Source organism: Treponema sp. OMZ 788, from assembly GCF_024181245.1.
GTDB lineage: Bacteria > Spirochaetota > Spirochaetia > Treponematales > Treponemataceae > Treponema_B.
Genome location: NZ_CP051199.1, coordinates 2,411,623 through 2,425,773, shown reverse-complemented (window position 1 = coordinate 2,425,773; position 14,151 = coordinate 2,411,623). Strand labels below are relative to the sequence as shown.

General features: G+C 36.3%; 14 protein-coding genes and 2 pseudogenes. 10 read left to right on the top strand and 6 right to left on the bottom strand.

Annotation, left to right across the window (positions count from 1 at the left end; translation table 11 throughout):
* Positions 1 to 221: 221 nt before the first annotated feature.
* Complete coding sequence (locus tag E4O00_RS12050) at positions 222 to 1,829, top strand: bifunctional aspartate carbamoyltransferase catalytic subunit/aspartate carbamoyltransferase regulatory subunit (protein WP_253677598.1); 1,608 nt, start codon at positions 222 to 224, stop codon at positions 1,827 to 1,829.
* On the opposite strand, the gene E4O00_RS12045 is transcribed toward E4O00_RS12050, so the two are convergent.
* A complete protein-coding gene (locus E4O00_RS12045; RefSeq protein WP_253677597.1) occupies positions 1,826 to 4,231 on the bottom strand; it encodes an EAL domain-containing protein in 2,406 nt (801 codons plus the stop codon). The genes E4O00_RS12050 and E4O00_RS12045 overlap by 4 nt on opposite strands.
* Before the next feature lie 191 nt (positions 4,232 to 4,422).
* A complete protein-coding gene (locus E4O00_RS12040; protein ID WP_253677596.1) occupies positions 4,423 to 4,764 on the bottom strand; it encodes a helix-turn-helix domain-containing protein in 342 nt (113 codons plus the stop codon).
* Between the two features lie 172 nt (positions 4,765 to 4,936).
* Here E4O00_RS12040 and E4O00_RS12035 point away from each other — a divergent pair, with 172 nt between their 5' ends.
* The 7 genes and pseudogenes from E4O00_RS12035 (at position 4,937) to E4O00_RS12005 (ending at position 9,953) form a co-directional block, all read left to right on the top strand.
* Positions 4,937 to 6,286: a hypothetical protein gene (locus E4O00_RS12035; RefSeq protein WP_253677595.1), complete on the top strand. Its 1,350-nt coding sequence runs from the start codon at positions 4,937 to 4,939 to the stop codon at positions 6,284 to 6,286.
* A gap of 7 nt (positions 6,287 to 6,293) precedes the next feature.
* Positions 6,294 to 6,533 carry a hypothetical protein gene (locus tag E4O00_RS12030; protein WP_253677594.1) on the top strand — a complete coding sequence of 80 codons (240 nt, stop codon included), beginning with the start codon at positions 6,294 to 6,296 and terminating at the stop codon, positions 6,531 to 6,533.
* Positions 6,493 to 7,581, top strand: a complete 1,089-nt coding sequence (dgcA, locus tag E4O00_RS12025; protein ID WP_371922695.1) for a diguanylate cyclase DgcA — start codon at positions 6,493 to 6,495, stop codon at positions 7,579 to 7,581. Before E4O00_RS12030 ends, dgcA begins: the two co-directional genes overlap by 41 nt.
* Positions 7,582 to 7,602: 21 nt before the next feature.
* A pseudogene (locus tag E4O00_RS12020) lies at positions 7,603 to 8,233 on the top strand (rhomboid family intramembrane serine protease).
* Between the two features lie 20 nt (positions 8,234 to 8,253).
* Positions 8,254 to 8,520 (top strand): hypothetical protein, encoded by a 267-nt coding sequence (locus E4O00_RS12015; protein ID WP_253677592.1) that lies wholly within the window; start codon positions 8,254 to 8,256, stop codon positions 8,518 to 8,520.
* Positions 8,489 to 8,935, top strand: coding sequence for a hypothetical protein (locus tag E4O00_RS12010; protein ID WP_253677591.1), 447 nt, complete (start codon positions 8,489 to 8,491; stop codon positions 8,933 to 8,935). The genes E4O00_RS12015 and E4O00_RS12010 overlap by 32 nt, the downstream gene beginning before the upstream one ends.
* Before the next feature lie 3 nt (positions 8,936 to 8,938).
* A pseudogene (locus E4O00_RS12005) lies at positions 8,939 to 9,953 on the top strand (tRNA-dihydrouridine synthase family protein).
* Here E4O00_RS12005 and E4O00_RS12000 read toward each other — a convergent pair.
* From E4O00_RS12000 to E4O00_RS11990, 3 genes are read right to left on the bottom strand one after another with little or no spacing between them, the layout of a single operon-like run.
* Positions 9,950 to 10,351 carry a sulfatase-like hydrolase/transferase gene (locus tag E4O00_RS12000; protein WP_253677589.1) on the bottom strand — a complete coding sequence of 134 codons (402 nt, stop codon included), beginning with the start codon at positions 10,349 to 10,351 and terminating at the stop codon, positions 9,950 to 9,952. The pseudogene E4O00_RS12005 and the gene E4O00_RS12000 sit on opposite strands and share 4 nt — an antisense overlap.
* A complete protein-coding gene (locus tag E4O00_RS11995; RefSeq protein ID WP_253677588.1) occupies positions 10,323 to 11,516 on the bottom strand; it encodes an LTA synthase family protein in 1,194 nt (397 codons plus the stop codon). The genes E4O00_RS12000 and E4O00_RS11995 overlap by 29 nt, the downstream gene beginning before the upstream one ends.
* A 22-nt stretch (positions 11,517 to 11,538) precedes the next feature.
* Positions 11,539 to 12,738: a coenzyme F420-0:L-glutamate ligase gene (locus tag E4O00_RS11990; protein ID WP_253677587.1), complete on the bottom strand. Its 1,200-nt coding sequence runs from the start codon at positions 12,736 to 12,738 to the stop codon at positions 11,539 to 11,541.
* Positions 12,739 to 12,857: 119 nt separating this feature from the next.
* On the opposite strand from E4O00_RS11990, the gene fliS reads away from it, so the two are divergent.
* The gene (gene fliS / locus E4O00_RS11985) at positions 12,858 to 13,295 is read left to right on the top strand and encodes a flagellar export chaperone FliS (RefSeq protein WP_253677586.1); all 438 of its coding nucleotides are present in this window, start codon (positions 12,858 to 12,860) and stop codon (positions 13,293 to 13,295) included.
* Between the two features lie 10 nt (positions 13,296 to 13,305).
* Positions 13,306 to 13,779 (top strand): flagellar biosynthesis protein FlgN, encoded by a 474-nt coding sequence (locus tag E4O00_RS11980; protein WP_253677585.1) that lies wholly within the window; start codon positions 13,306 to 13,308, stop codon positions 13,777 to 13,779.
* On the opposite strand, the gene E4O00_RS11975 is transcribed toward E4O00_RS11980, so the two are convergent.
* Positions 13,776 to 14,066 (bottom strand): hypothetical protein, encoded by a 291-nt coding sequence (locus E4O00_RS11975; protein WP_253677584.1) that lies wholly within the window; start codon positions 14,064 to 14,066, stop codon positions 13,776 to 13,778. The two genes, E4O00_RS11980 and E4O00_RS11975, sit on opposite strands and share 4 nt — an antisense overlap.
* Between the last annotated feature and the right edge of the window lie 85 nt (positions 14,067 to 14,151).

Below are 14,151 nucleotides of genomic sequence, written 5' to 3'. Positions count from 1 at the left end.
TTCTAGGCAATTTCAACTATTTTTTACATTCTATTGACAGCTTTTTTATTTTTTGATAAAATCCCTCCCGATATGGGCGGTAAGATCCATTTCAATGGAGGTGCAAGATGATTTATTCCTTAGTTACTACAAGCTGCAAATTTTGCCTTCCTCGTTTATTTTGATAACATCGGTTTTTCCGATGTTTTTTTTTGCATTTTTGTTTTTAACAGGAGTTTAAAATGGAAAACAAATTTATGGGGCGTTCATTGACGGTTATCGATGATCTATCAATCGATGAAAGAAAGTACCTTTTTGACAAAACAAAGCGTCTAAAAAAAGCCATTCAAGAAGATGATCAAAAGGTCATGGATGAATTTAGGATTAACGACAAAGACTTCGGTATCTATGAGGTTTTTTTGGAGCCAAGCACCCGTACAAAGGAATCATTTAGAAATGCAGCTAAATTTCATCAAGTAAAATTAAGCGATCTTGCAGTAGAATCATCCTCCTTTAACAAGGGAGAAAGCTATGCCGACACATTTAATACCCTTGCCGGTTATCAAAACAGCATCTTCATTGTCCGCAGTAAGGTAGAGGGTGTCTGCCGCTGGCTTGAAGATGAGGCTCAGGCCTTTTATCAAAGAAACAACTTAAAAAGAAAGCCTGCCTTTATAAATGCCGGTGACGGAAAACACGAACATCCTACCCAGGAGCTACTTGATGAATTTACATTTATCGAAGACAACAACTGGTCATTCGATAGTATTCACATAGCCTTGGTCGGCGACCTATACCACGGCCGTACAGTCCATTCAAAGGCCGACGGACTCAAAATTTTTAAGTCGGTAAAGGTTGACCTTATAGCTCCTCCTGAGCTTGCTATGCCCGATTACTACAAGGTAAGAATGCAGGAAAACGGTTTTACCGTAAGAGAATTCTCCTCCATAGAGGAGTACCTTGAACAATCCGAGACAGCTCTTATCTGGTATTTTACACGCCCCCAGCTTGAAAGAATGGGTGAACAGGTGTTAAAAAAACAAGACGAGCTGCGCCGCTCCATCACTTTCCGAAAGGAATTTATCGAAAAACTTCCTGAAAATACCCGCTTTTATCATCCTCTGCCAAGGCACCGCGTTCATCCGACTATTCCTACATTCTTAGATACAACTCCGCTTAACGGCTGGGAAAGGCAATCTATAAACGGAATGTATGTCAGGATGGTTCTATTGTCAATGATAGCAGGTAAAATAGGCAGCGACTATAATGGGCCTGAAGTTAAAAAATCATCAGCTTTTGAAGATGAAGATTATATTGTTGAAGTACCTGTCGGAAGCTCAAACGAAAGTAAGGTAGAAACCTTTTCTGAAGGAGTACGGCCTATCCAAAACGGAATAGTTATTGACCATATTTGCCGCGGAGATAAGCCGTCCGTAATAAGGCACCATATGTCCAAGATAATAAATGTTATGGGGCTTGAAGAGGGCCGAGGCGGAGAGTGGGTATCCACATCTACAAAGGATAAGGGCATCTTTAAAGGTATTATTTTCAGGCCGGGTGAGTACAATTTTTCAAGGGCAGACTTGAAGAGGCTGTCAGCTGTTGCTTCAAGCTGTACCCTTAATCTCATAAAAGACGGAAAGATTCAAGCAAAATACCGCACACATTTGCCGCCCCGAATTTACAACTTTGAAGATCTTATTTGTAAAAACGAGGCCTGTGTTTCACATCCTGCACAATCCGAAGGCGTTCCGGCTATTTTCTACCGCACTATCGACAATAGATATGCCTGCCAATACTGCGGAACAATCCATACCTTTAAAGAAATATGGGGCGAAAAAAAGAACTAAGTCCTATATCCGTTCCTATCGGCTCGAGGCTTTATAGCCTCCATGATAGGAATAGGTTTTTGGAAGGCATACCCCTGTCCGTAATCTATACCTATATCTTTTAAAATTGAAACTATCTGCTCATTCTCTGCATATTCCCCGATAGTATAAAGTCCCAAGTGGTAGCACATATCCCGCATTGTCTTAACCATTGAAAAATCTATGTAATCTTTATCTATGGATTTTATAAAAGATCCGTCTATCTTTACATAATCTATCGGAAGAGTCTTTAAATACGGGAAAGAAGAAAAGCCCTTTCCAAAATCGTCCAACGAAAAAGAAAAGCCTTGTTTTCTTAATTCGGTAACAAATTGAGATGTAGCTTCCAAGTTTCTTACTGCACAGCTTTCAGTTATTTCAAAACAGAAGTTGTGGGCGGGTACATTTAATGCCCTGCGGCTTTCAGCTATAAATTCTACAAGATCATTTGAAAAAAACGAGTCTGCCGAAATATTTATTGAAAATATTACATTGTTGTCCAATTGCCCCTTACTTAATGCATCTGCAAAAAAGGCAAAGGTATTTCTTATAACCCATTTATCTATTTCATATACGAGATTATATCTTTCGGCGATAGGAATAAATACATCCGGCATAATAATATGATCATCATGAGTTTTAAGTCTAATTAAAATTTCATACTTATGATGATGGAATGTATCTTTTAAAGGCATAATTGCCTGTGCATATAAAACAAAGTTGTCTTCTTTAAGAGCTTTTTGTATTGTGTTTAACCAGAATGAGATATTTCCTCTAGAAAAATTCGTTATGCCTGATGAGGACAAAAGTTCGTAACGGCCGCCTCCGTTTCTATAAGCTGTTGCACAAGCATCGTATGCATTCGATACTATCTCTTGGGAGTTTTGAGGTATCTTAGGAATATTTACGACACCCACACTAATTGAAATTGTCAGCTTTTTTTCGTTCCAAATAAAGTATTCACGGTTTATTTTGTCGATAAGGTTCTGCGTAAAATTACGAACATTCTCTTCGCTTCCGAAATAAAATATTGCAAATTCGTCACCTATTACATGCATAAGGGAATCTTCAGGCATGTTTGCCGATTTTATATGATTTAAAATCATAGAATATATATGCTGTATCAAGGCGTTTCCGGCGTAATATCCCCAAAGCTGATTTATTGTTTTAAATTTATCTATATCCAAATATAGAATGTAAACTTCCTCATCTTCAGTCATTTCAAGTGTGATTCTATCTATCTTTTGCGTCATTGTAAGAGAATTCAAGCTAAAATTTGCTTCGCCTTGAAGATGCGATTTTGCATTTTTTACTACAGAGTTAAAACTCATTGCAATTCTTTCAAGCTCATGACTTTGCACATCTAAAAAGTCGAATTTAATAAGCTCATTATTTTTTGCAGCCTTTTCCAGACGGTTTGTAATAGTTTCGATGGGTGATGCCAATCTTTTTGCAATCAATAGTGATAGAATACTTACAAAGATGATAAATATTGATGCAAATAGTATGGCTCTAAATTTCAATCCGTTTATGGGAGAGTACAAATCAGATGCCGGTATTGTAAATCCGACGATCCAGTCGGCTGTATCCGATTTTGCAAAGTAGAAAAATCTTTCGTTACCGTCATAATCTTTTACGGCCGGTAAAAATTTATTGTGTTCGCCGTTGAATTTTAATTTAGCTATATATTCTATAAAATCGTTTCCGCCTTCAATATCGTAAAGCTCTGTAAAGCTTTCTATGTTCATTTGGTATTTTTCATTAGGATGAGATAATATTTTGTAATCTTTTCCAATCAAGAAAGAGTAGCCTCCGTCATTGGTTTTAAATTTTTCTATAAGAGATAAGAGTTCATCTATCCTTATTTCTCCTAAAAATACCCCATCAATTCCTTTTTTTGTGGTAAATTGTTTCAAAACAGAAAAAGCTATTGAATCAGGTCTTGAGCTTATGCTGTGATACGGATTAGTGATTATGGTATTTCTAGTACTCTTTGCCTCTATATACCAAGGCCGTTTTCTGGGATCATAGGAGGAATCAGGTTTCCAACCTTGACCATTTGCAAAAACTCCCGTTTCAAAAAATACCGCATAATCGGTTTCCGGATTTAGTCTATTTAGGTTTACCAAAAATCCTGTGCATGATTCCTGATCCGTAATATCCATATAAACCAGTGTTTCTATAGTCTGCTCGATTACTGTCATTTTTTCAACCAGCCATTCGTCTATCTCTTGAGCTATAAGTTTAGCCTTTAATTTGTTTTTTTTGTTGAGATTTGTCGAAAAAATATTTGCTGCATAAAAAAAATTGAGGAATACCGAAATAATTATGAGAGCACTAAATACTATTGCATTTGAGAGCAAAATTTTTTGTTTTAGTCTCATGCCTGCCTCCTTCAATGGATGCTAAATTTTTTTAGCGTATCTATTTTATAAAAATTTGACATTAAGGTAAACAACTTAAACTGCTTTTCGTCATAACATTTGATTTAAAATAAATATGCTGTATTATTCTTGCTCAAACTATAACTAAATTTCAAAGTAAAAGTTACTTATTATCTTTAATTAAAGCAAAATCATTGATTTTTATCTAAAGACTCATGTTTGAGGCAGCCTAATGTATGTTTTTTTAATAAGTTATTCAAATCTTTGATAAGTTCTGCATGGCGGCCTGCTATTATCGTTAAATCTTCTTGACTTATATCATCTGTAAGAAATAATTCATAAGGAGTTGTATTGAGTGCATCCGTTATTTTTGATAAGGTTGCGGCTGATACCCATTTTTGCTTATTTTCAATTGCATTGATAAATGCAATTGAAACATCTGCCCTGAGAGCTAATTCCATCTGGGATATGTCCAACTTATGCCTAATCCTTTTTATATTTTTAGCTAAAATAGATGCATAGTCATAACTCATAATTAATAATACCCCAAAATTTGATGACAGCAAACAGCTAATGGTGTAATAAATTATTCTATCGGTTGAAAATGAGTTTGCGGTCTCTTGAAAATAAGCATAATTTTTGGTAATATATCGCGTGTCAATATTATCTAATTTTATTCGGTATATAAAAGAATTCTTTTATTCCTTGTTTTATTCAAGTGAAGAAGATGCGGGCTCTCAAAAAGCACTCCGGAATATCATTCAGGAACTAAAGCGGTGTAAGTATCCGGTATACCGTCACGATAATACCATCTTGGCCGGTTTACCCATCATCATCTATGAGCTTTACAGGATAAGCCTAACTTTTAAACATATTCTACGGGAATCCATATGCTCCAACGACATAAGACTTTCAGGCTTTTTTTTGGATAAACTTGTAGAATCTGCATTTACCGATAATCAAAAAATTCTAAAAGAGAATGTATCTTTCAGCAGCCGTATGGACAAAATTTCGGATCTGATGAGAGAGGATTTTGACCAAAAAATTAAGGAACAGACAAACGAATTAGACGAGCTTGTATTCTCGTTGACTGATCCTGTTTTTAAGGCTGTAGATTTAAAAATCAATAAACTGTTTGCCTTTTTTGATTTTTGCAGTTTTCAATTTAATACTTTCTTTGCTTATTTTGATCCGGGTTTTAATACCATCGTAAATACGGACTCCGTTCGTGAACATTATAATTTTGAAAATGTAGATGGCATGACGGTGCTGCAAGAGATTCTTGATTTGGATTATCTTATCCGTAATATATCTATAGATGAGCACTTGATAGATGGCATTTTATTCCTTAATGAAAATCTTCCTTCAGATAAACAGGTGGATGAGATTTTTATAAAAAAGAATTTAAAGAGTTTTTCTTCAAAGCTTGAAAACAGTCTGGGTAAAGATACACTAATAAATCTTGCAAAATTGATTAAAAAAGATCCTAAGTTTGAAGATAAAACAAAGTCGCCTCGTGTTTTTTCAGAAATAGAAGAATATAAAACACGGCTTATAACAAATTTTGGTGCAGATACAAAAAAAATTCTTAAACTAAGGCAAGATGTTCAAATGGCGTCGCTTATCAGCGGCCTCTTCGGCAATATCGACATCTTAAGGCTGGAGGTTTATAATGAAGAACTAAATACCAAAATTCAAGCCTTAACCAGTCTTTCGCTAGATTGGATACAGCCGTTGGAAATTTTAAAAACATATACAAAGAATTTTTTTGAGCCTGCCATAGAGCCTTTTTTGAGGGAGCTTTTGGTAGAGGGGCTTTTTGAGGACAAGAAAATGAAGTCGGACTTTGCGGCTGACTACTATTATTGTTCGGCTGTAGCCGAAAAAATAAATGAACTTGAAAAAGTGATGTACGGTAAAAATGAGTCCTCGATAGAACTCGTAAGAGGTTATTTAACAAGAATCGAGGCCGGGGGTGATTTCGAAAAACCCTTATCGAAAATTCTGGATGAGATTAACCTGCGTGCAAAAAAAATTTTTAGAAGAAGCAGGTAAGCATTATTTGAACTTACTTAAATTTTGTAATATAATAATAAAAGACACTTATAAGACAGTGCCGGAAAATGTGCATAATATAACGGCAATGATAAATTCTACAAAAAATAAAGATAGGTTTGCAGCATTTGCAAATGGAATGGAAAATTTTGAAAAGATGATAGAACTTTTAAAAAGATATGTTGTGATAGATATATCGGAGTTAAATGAAAAGGCAGGTAAAAATTATGAAACCCACTCCAAATGAAGATAAGATTTTGCATCAAGAAAAAGAAATTTTTGATTTAAAACAGCTATTGCAAATTTCAAAGAGCTTGAATTCCGTTTTGCAATTTGATCGTCTTATTGAAGCAATATTATATGTAGTTATGGCTCAGTTAAAAACCTTTGGAGCGGCAATTTTTACAAAAAAATCCTTTGACGATAATCTTTTTGTATTAAACAGAGATCATCACGGTTTTGATATATCTAGGGATATTCAATATTCTATAAATGTAGATCATCCTCTGATAAGTTTTTTGGATAAATCCGATTCGGGACACACACCGGATGAAATAAGCCGGCACATAAAAATAGACAAAATAGTAAAAGACTTATTTAGCCTAAGACCTTCGTTTTTTGTACCTTTAAAAGCAAAAAATAGAATGATAGGTTTTTTACTTTTAGGCGAGAAAATAGAAAGCTCCCATGAATTTACCGATTATGAAAAAAGCATTATCGAAAATATCGCATCCTTGGCTGCCATTGCCATAAATAACTCTCAGCTTTTAGAAATGACTACGACCGATATAATGACTCATCTAAAATTAAAGCATTATTTTTTTACATTGCTGATGGAGCGTTTGGATACTATTAATTCTTCAAGTTTTAAAAAAGACGCTCTATCTATTTTGATGCTTGATATAGATTTTTTTAAGCAGGTAAACGATACCTATGGCCATGCTGCAGGCGATATTGTTTTGGAAGAAGTGGCAAGGGTTATAAAATCTTGTACAAGGAATGCAGATACGGCTGCAAGATACGGTGGTGAAGAATTTGTAGTGATGCTTAATAATACGCCGTCCAATGCAGCTATGGCTATAGCTGAACGGATTAGAAAACTTGTAGAAGATAAGGTTATACTTTACAATGGGCAAAGCATCAAAGTCACCATTTCGATAGGAGTATCAAGTTATAATTTTGATCTTGAGCCTGCAAAGTCCATAGTTGAAAGAGCAGATAAGGCCCTATATGAATCCAAGCAAAACGGCAGAAATCGTGTAACATTATCCAAAAACAACTTGCCGAAATGTTAATAATTCTCGATATTTTATGGTATGAACTATTTACGAAAACCTTTTAAATATACTTATAAGAATGCCGTATTTGCCATAGCTTTGATAAATGCTGCCGTTTTTGTACTCACAAGCCTTTTTAGAAATTTAAGTGCATATTTAGGCTTGGTTCCTGTTCTTGTAATTTATGCACAAACATATTGGCAGTTTTTTACTTATCAATTTGTTCATGGTGACTTTTTTCATTTAACATTTAATATGCTTGCTCTATTCTTTTTCGGTGCTCCTGTAGAACGAAAAATAGGAACAAAAGAATTTCTACTTTATTATCTTTTAATCGGAACTATAGATGGAGCTTTGAGCTTTTTTGTCTATGCTGCAACCGGATTTTACAATATTACCCTTGTAGGTGCTTCAGGAGCAATTTTCGGGGTTTTGCTTTTTATATGCTGTAATTTATCCCAATTCCGTTATCTACCTTTGGGGACTGGTTCCTATTCCCGCTCCTCTTTTGATTTTAGGTTATGCCGTAATCGAGTTGATCAGCATCTTTTCTGTAGGCGATGGAATTGCGCATTTGACTCACTTTATCGGTCTCCTTGCAGGATGGGCTTATATAAGAATCCGTTTCGGAATAAAGCCTCTTAAAGTCTGGAATTCAATGGGAAGATAAAACCATCCGATAAGTAATCTATGAGAAAGATCATTGCAGTGCTTATTTTTTTTATAAGTTTTTCTCTATATGCGGATACTTATTCCGGGGCTTCCGGTAGTGATGCCCTTATTGTAAGGGCTCCTGTATGGGTTTTTGTAGATGAAGCTCCTAAATTAAAGGATGATGATAATAAACCGAAATTCACTCCGCCTAAAGAAGCCTTGCTTGAGCTTTCAGCCTATGTTCTTGCAGGTATGACCTACGGTTTGGAGTTTGTATATACTCCATCAGACAAAAAAGCGTAATGTAGAAGAGTACTTTGAGCTTAAAACAGTGTTTAAACCAAGTTCCGAAAACATAAAAGTTACCGACTTAAAGGTTCAGTATCCATATTGCTATTCGTGGGCCGAATACGGCATCCCTGAATCATATGCAGGACATTTTAACCTTTGGACAAAAAACGCTCATAAGACAATAAAGGGTAGGGGACATGGAGACCGATTTGATGAACTTCAAGGTGTTTATGATGCCTATACTGAGGCCGTGAAAAATGCTGTCCGGCAATATGCAAGAACATTTTTAAAAAATAAACCTAAGGAAATTCGAGGGGCTGTTTTGATAAAATCTCCTCCTCGTCTTTTTGTAGAATCCGGTCTGTTTAAGGCCGAGCTTGAACTTTACATCCAAATAGATGAAGTTATAAAATATACGGTTTTTTAACTTATGAATTTGATATCCGCACCAATGGCTGCAATAACTCATTCCGCTTTTAGAAGGCTGGTTGCCTGTTTTAAGGAGCCGGATGAGTATTTTTCCGAAATGATACATGCTCCCTCGGCTATATCCGGCGGAGGTTTTGAAAAATGGTATTTTAGGGCAAATCCGTCTCCTGAAAAACTCATCTGGCAGATTACAAGCCCTGAGGAGGAAGCCGCAGCATCCTGTATTCCTATTTTACTTCAATACGGAGGTTTAGGAATTGACCTAAATATGGGCTGTTGTGCACCTCAGATTGTGAATAGCGGGGCAGGTTTTGCATGGATGAAAAAGCCTATTTTGCAAACAGCTTCTTTGGTAAGAAATATCAAAAAAGCTGTTTTGATGTATGATGAACAAAAGTCCGGGCCTCAAACTGAACCAATCCGTTTTAGTGTAAAACTTCGTTTGGGTGAAACTGAAGATTATGAGCGGCTTTTGTCATTTTGTAAGATGTTGGTTTGTGAAGGTGTCGACCTGATTACCCTCCATCCGCGTACTCAAAAGCAAAAATATTCAAGGCCCTGTAAGCATGAGTACACAGCCCGTCTTTCCTCCGATTTACCGATTCCTGTATATGGGAATGGAGATATAAATTCCCTTGAAGTCTTAGAAAAAAATGCAGCACAATATCCTTGTGCGGGTTGGATGATAGGCCGTGCGGCAGTGCAAAAGCCGTGGATTTTTTATGAGCTTGCAAAGGGGCATTTAAAAAATGGAACAGCTGCCGAAATAGAAGAAAAAATCGAAATCGACTTATTAAAAACAGCGGAGTTGTTTTTAAATTTTTTACAGGAAGAGCAGCCCCAAGAATTTTATCTTACAAGGGCTCAAAGATTTTTTGCCTTTTTTTGCGATAATTTCAGCTTTGCCCATCACATAAAAAAGCCGGATTTTAAATTGTAAAAACCTTGATGATATGCTCCTTAATTTAAAAGCTTATTTTGAAGAAGTGCCTGAGGACAGACTGATAATGGTTTAGTGTTTTTTCATCAGTTGTTCTTCATAAAATATTGAGCGTTTTTCTATTTCGGCATTCAGTTTCTTTAACCCCTTTTCTTCCAGCAAAGTTTTTTCACCTGAAAAAAGGGAGCGGCCCAAACCGAGCCCGTTTGCATTGAATTCGATACCGAGACTTTCGACAACTGTTGGAAAAAGATCAAAGGTTGTAAAAAGCCGATTTTTGTTTTTGTCCGTTGTTTTTGCAGAATTTATAAAGGCATTGTAGGCATGTCTATCTTGTAATTTTACTATCGGAGGATACAGGTCTCCGCCCATGTATAAGTGATCTCCCAAAATAATGATTGTCGTATTTTCATAAAAAGATTGGGTCTTAGCCCATTCCACAAAGTCATGTGCTTTTTTTTGATGCTCCGGCATAAACATTGTGTATTTTTTCAAAATAGATATTAGGACATTTTTCATCTGCATACCCCCCGGGTGAATGTGTGTCGGCAGTAAAAAAGATATAGGCGAAAGGCTTATCTTCCTTTGAAAGTGCAACAATATCTTCCCTTGCAAATTGGTAAAGTTTTTCGTCCTCAAAACCCCACCATACATTGTACCCCTTAGGTATTCTTCCGGCTTCGACAAAATAAGAATAATCTTGAATCTTAAAATTTTTATGGCCGGTTAAAAAATTACCCAGACAGCCGAACCCCTTGTCGGCAGCCATACTGAACACAAGGTTATATCCGTTATCGTTTAAGAGGTCGCCAAGCCCGTAACCGCCTTCCATAAAATTATCTATTTTTATTGAGGTTGTGTTTAAGGATGAAATTTTAAAAGAAGATGAATCAAAAGAATGCAGATTTAAGATTAACGGCACGCCTAGGTTTAATGAGGTTAGGGAGGCGATTGAGTGGGATGTTCCGGTTACTTGTGTAACGCCTCCCAAATTTTCACTATGACTGAATGAAAGGTTTTGTTCGGCTATTTGCCGTAACTCAGGAATAAGATCATAGCGGGATAAGCCGCCGAATTCCTTTGATACGGCGCTTATTTCCATTGATTCAAGATAGAGTATGATCAGATTTCTCTTTTTTTGAGGAAAAGAAAATTCTACTTTTGCCGGGTCGATATAATTTTTTTCATAGAGGTCGGTAGGCGGGCTTAATTTGTAATAAGCATATTGAATATAGCCGAATTTATATTGACCATATCCTAAGAAAATTCCTAAATAGATCCATAAATAAAGACGAGGTCTCCTTATCAAAATAGGGAAGATACGGTAAGATTTTCCTTTCTTTGTTTTTAAAATAAATTTTACTTCTTTTAAGATGAAAATAATGTTTACCAGTGATATAACTAGCGGAATTACAATGGCTTTTAGGTAAAAGCTTAAAAGAACTTCGCTGCTTGTGCCGTCAATTGGTGTTACGGCGGTAAAGATTAGCTGATCTATTTGTGCATGAGGGAAGATTCCTAAAAGCCAAATTATCAGCATTATAAGAAAGGCATATAGAAGCACGAATAAGCTGCCTAAAAAAGCCTGTTTTTTCTTTTCTTTTTTATTTGTGAATACGATCTTTTCTCTTATAAACATAACACATCTTCAAAGTAAAAGACTAACCCGTATATTTGTCGAAATATCCTTGTATAAATATTATAGGTGTTCCCTTATCTCCGCTTCCCGATGTAAGGTCTGAAAGCGAACCGATTAAGTCGATCAGCCTCCTAGGTGTAGTTCCTTGAGACTCCATAGAGTCGATATGCGAGGAAGTTTCCTTTTGATGCTTTTCAATATATTCGGCAATTTTTTGCTTTTGTTCTTCTTCACTTAAGTCTTTAAAATTGTTGTCGGCAAGATATTTTAGTTTTACCTCATTCGGTTTTCCGTCCAAGCCCTTTGTGTAGGCGGGGGACACAACCGGATCGGCAAGTTCCCAAATTTTACCTATAGGATCCTTGAATGCTCCGTCGCCGTATACCATAACTTCAATTGTTTTGCCGGTTTTTTCTTTTATTATATTCTGTATCTTATCGACGATCACTTGTGCATTATGAGGAAAGAGTTTTATTCTGTCATCTCCCGACTTATTTGAACCAAGGAGTCCGTATTCCGAGTTAAAGCCGCTTCCGTTGACGGAGCTGCTTAAAATATCATCAAGGCCCAAAACGGTTTTCGCTCCAGCCTTTTTTAAAAGCTTTTTTGTTCTGTTCCGGGTATGAATGTCGCAGGCTAAAACCGAATCTGTGTATTCTATTATTTTTTTAGGATCATTGGATAGGATTACAAAAGATTCAGGATTGTGTTTCTTGATTATCGAGTCATAATATTCTATATAATCCATTCCTGTAAATTTGTGTTTGTGGTCGCCGAATTTGCTTCTAAATTCTTCACGAGTGAAAGAATTTGTCCACGGGTTTACATCGGAATCTTCAAAAACATCGGGATCAATCAGATGGTTGCCGACCTCATCACTCGGATAGCTTAACATGATGATGAGCTTGTTTTTTGAGCGGGCTATTCCTTCCAAACAAACAGAAAAACGGTTCCGGCTCAAAATCGGAAAGATTAAACCTATGCATGAGTCTCCGAATTTTGACCTTATGTCGGATGCTATATCATCAGCTGTTGCGTAGTTTCCCTGTGCTCTGGCAACTATGGACTCTGTAACGGAAAGAATATCTTTGTCATTTATCTTAAATCCTTCAGCCTTTGCCGCATTTAAAAGAGTTTCTGCTGCAATTGCAGCAATATCGTCGCCTTCCCTGATTATCGGAGCAATCAGCCCCCTCGATGTAGTTCCTACAAATTTCTTCATTTTGAACCTCAGTTAAATATTATATGGTCTTTTTTTTTGTTTGTCAATAAGTTTTCTAAAGACCTTGTTCTAAATACCGATAAGTTTAGGAGACACCTATTTTTATTTTTGGAGGGGGTATGAGTTATAATAGTCAGGCTGCAGCAGCCTATAAGGAAACAAGTGTTAAAACGGCAAGTCCGGGTTCTCTTATTCTTATGCTTTATACTGAGGGGATAAAAGAAATAAATTTAGCAATTTCTAAAATGCGTGTACCTAAAATTCCGGCAAAAGATATTGAACCAATCAATAATCACATAATCAAGGCTCAAGAGATTATAACTGAACTCATGGCTGCGTTGGATATGGAGATAGGAGGAGAAATAGCTGCAAACCTTCTTTCAATTTATTCATATTTTAATCAACAGCTTTTAACTGCAAATCTAAAAAAAGACTATAAACCCTTGCTGGATGTAAGCTCTATGATGCAGGAATTATATGATGTATGGAAACAAATTTTTTCTCAGTCTATACCTCAAAGGTCTGAGGTTTCTGTAGGCGTGAACATAGCCGGATAGAGGGGGTCTTATGAAACAAGCATTAAGCCGTCAAGAAATCGATCAGAGGGTGGCTGTTCTCAAGAGGTTTAAGGCCCTTTTACAAGAACAAAGGAAAAAATTCAGCGACTATCTTGTTGTACTTGAAACACAGGAGCGAAGCATCCATGAAGATAATATAGATGCCCTTGTACATCACACAGAGTTGGAGCAGTCAATAATCGGAGATATTTTTACAATTCAAAAAGTAATAGATCCGATAGAAGAAATGTACCGCTTCGGTATGCCCGATAAGGGTGATACCGAAGTTGTAAGGCTTAAGTCGGATCTCGATAGGCTGCAATCCCAAGTTATCGATCAAAACAAAAAAAACAGAGAGCTTTTGCAGTCAAGAATGGCAGATTTACGCCAAGAGATGATATCGATAAAACCGGACTACCGATATGCTTCACAGATTCTTACAAAGAAAGATCCTTCTTCAAGTTTGGTAGATATAAGTATTTAATTCTTATTCTTTAAGTATTCAATGTCTTCTTTTATGGTTTCTGCTCTAAAAGAATTAGGTGCTTTTTTTAAGGCCGCTTCAAGGTGCTCCAGTATGGTTTTAATAGGAGGATTTGGAAGGCGGGCATAAAATGTAGCTATATTGCATAAGGTAAGCTGCTCCTCGTCGGGGCTTAAAAGACCTGTTTGCAAGGTCTTTTTTAGCTCGGCGATTATTTCAGTGTACTTTTGCTGTTTTAATAAGGGTTCAATATTTAAGCTCATTCTTGCAAGTATAAATGAGCCCAATAAACCGCTTTCATTTGAAGGATCGCTTTCTATTCCTTCGTCAAAAAAGCTCCTGTATTTTTCTGAATCGACAAGATAAATTTTT

Excerpts from the sequence above, each read along its gene's own strand:
- E4O00_RS12050 (WP_253677598.1), top strand. The coding sequence starts at position 222 with ATGGAAAACAAATTTATGGGGCGTTCATTGACGGTTATCGATGATCTA.
- E4O00_RS12045 (WP_253677597.1), bottom strand. The coding sequence starts at position 4,231 with ATGAGACTAAAACAAAAAATTTTGCTCTCAAATGCAATAGTATTTAGT.
- E4O00_RS12040 (WP_253677596.1), bottom strand. The coding sequence starts at position 4,764 with ATGAGTTATGACTATGCATCTATTTTAGCTAAAAATATAAAAAGGATT.
- dgcA (WP_371922695.1), top strand. The coding sequence starts at position 6,493 with ATGAAAAGGCAGGTAAAAATTATGAAACCCACTCCAAATGAAGATAAG.
- E4O00_RS12015 (WP_253677592.1), top strand. The coding sequence starts at position 8,254 with ATGAGAAAGATCATTGCAGTGCTTATTTTTTTTATAAGTTTTTCTCTA.
- E4O00_RS12000 (WP_253677589.1), bottom strand. The coding sequence starts at position 10,351 with ATGCCGGAGCATCAAAAAAAAGCACATGACTTTGTGGAATGGGCTAAG.
- E4O00_RS11995 (WP_253677588.1), bottom strand. The coding sequence starts at position 11,516 with ATGTTTATAAGAGAAAAGATCGTATTCACAAATAAAAAAGAAAAGAAA.
- E4O00_RS11990 (WP_253677587.1), bottom strand. The coding sequence starts at position 12,738 with ATGAAGAAATTTGTAGGAACTACATCGAGGGGGCTGATTGCTCCGATA.
- fliS (WP_253677586.1), top strand. The coding sequence starts at position 12,858 with ATGAGTTATAATAGTCAGGCTGCAGCAGCCTATAAGGAAACAAGTGTT.
- E4O00_RS11980 (WP_253677585.1), top strand. The coding sequence starts at position 13,306 with ATGAAACAAGCATTAAGCCGTCAAGAAATCGATCAGAGGGTGGCTGTT.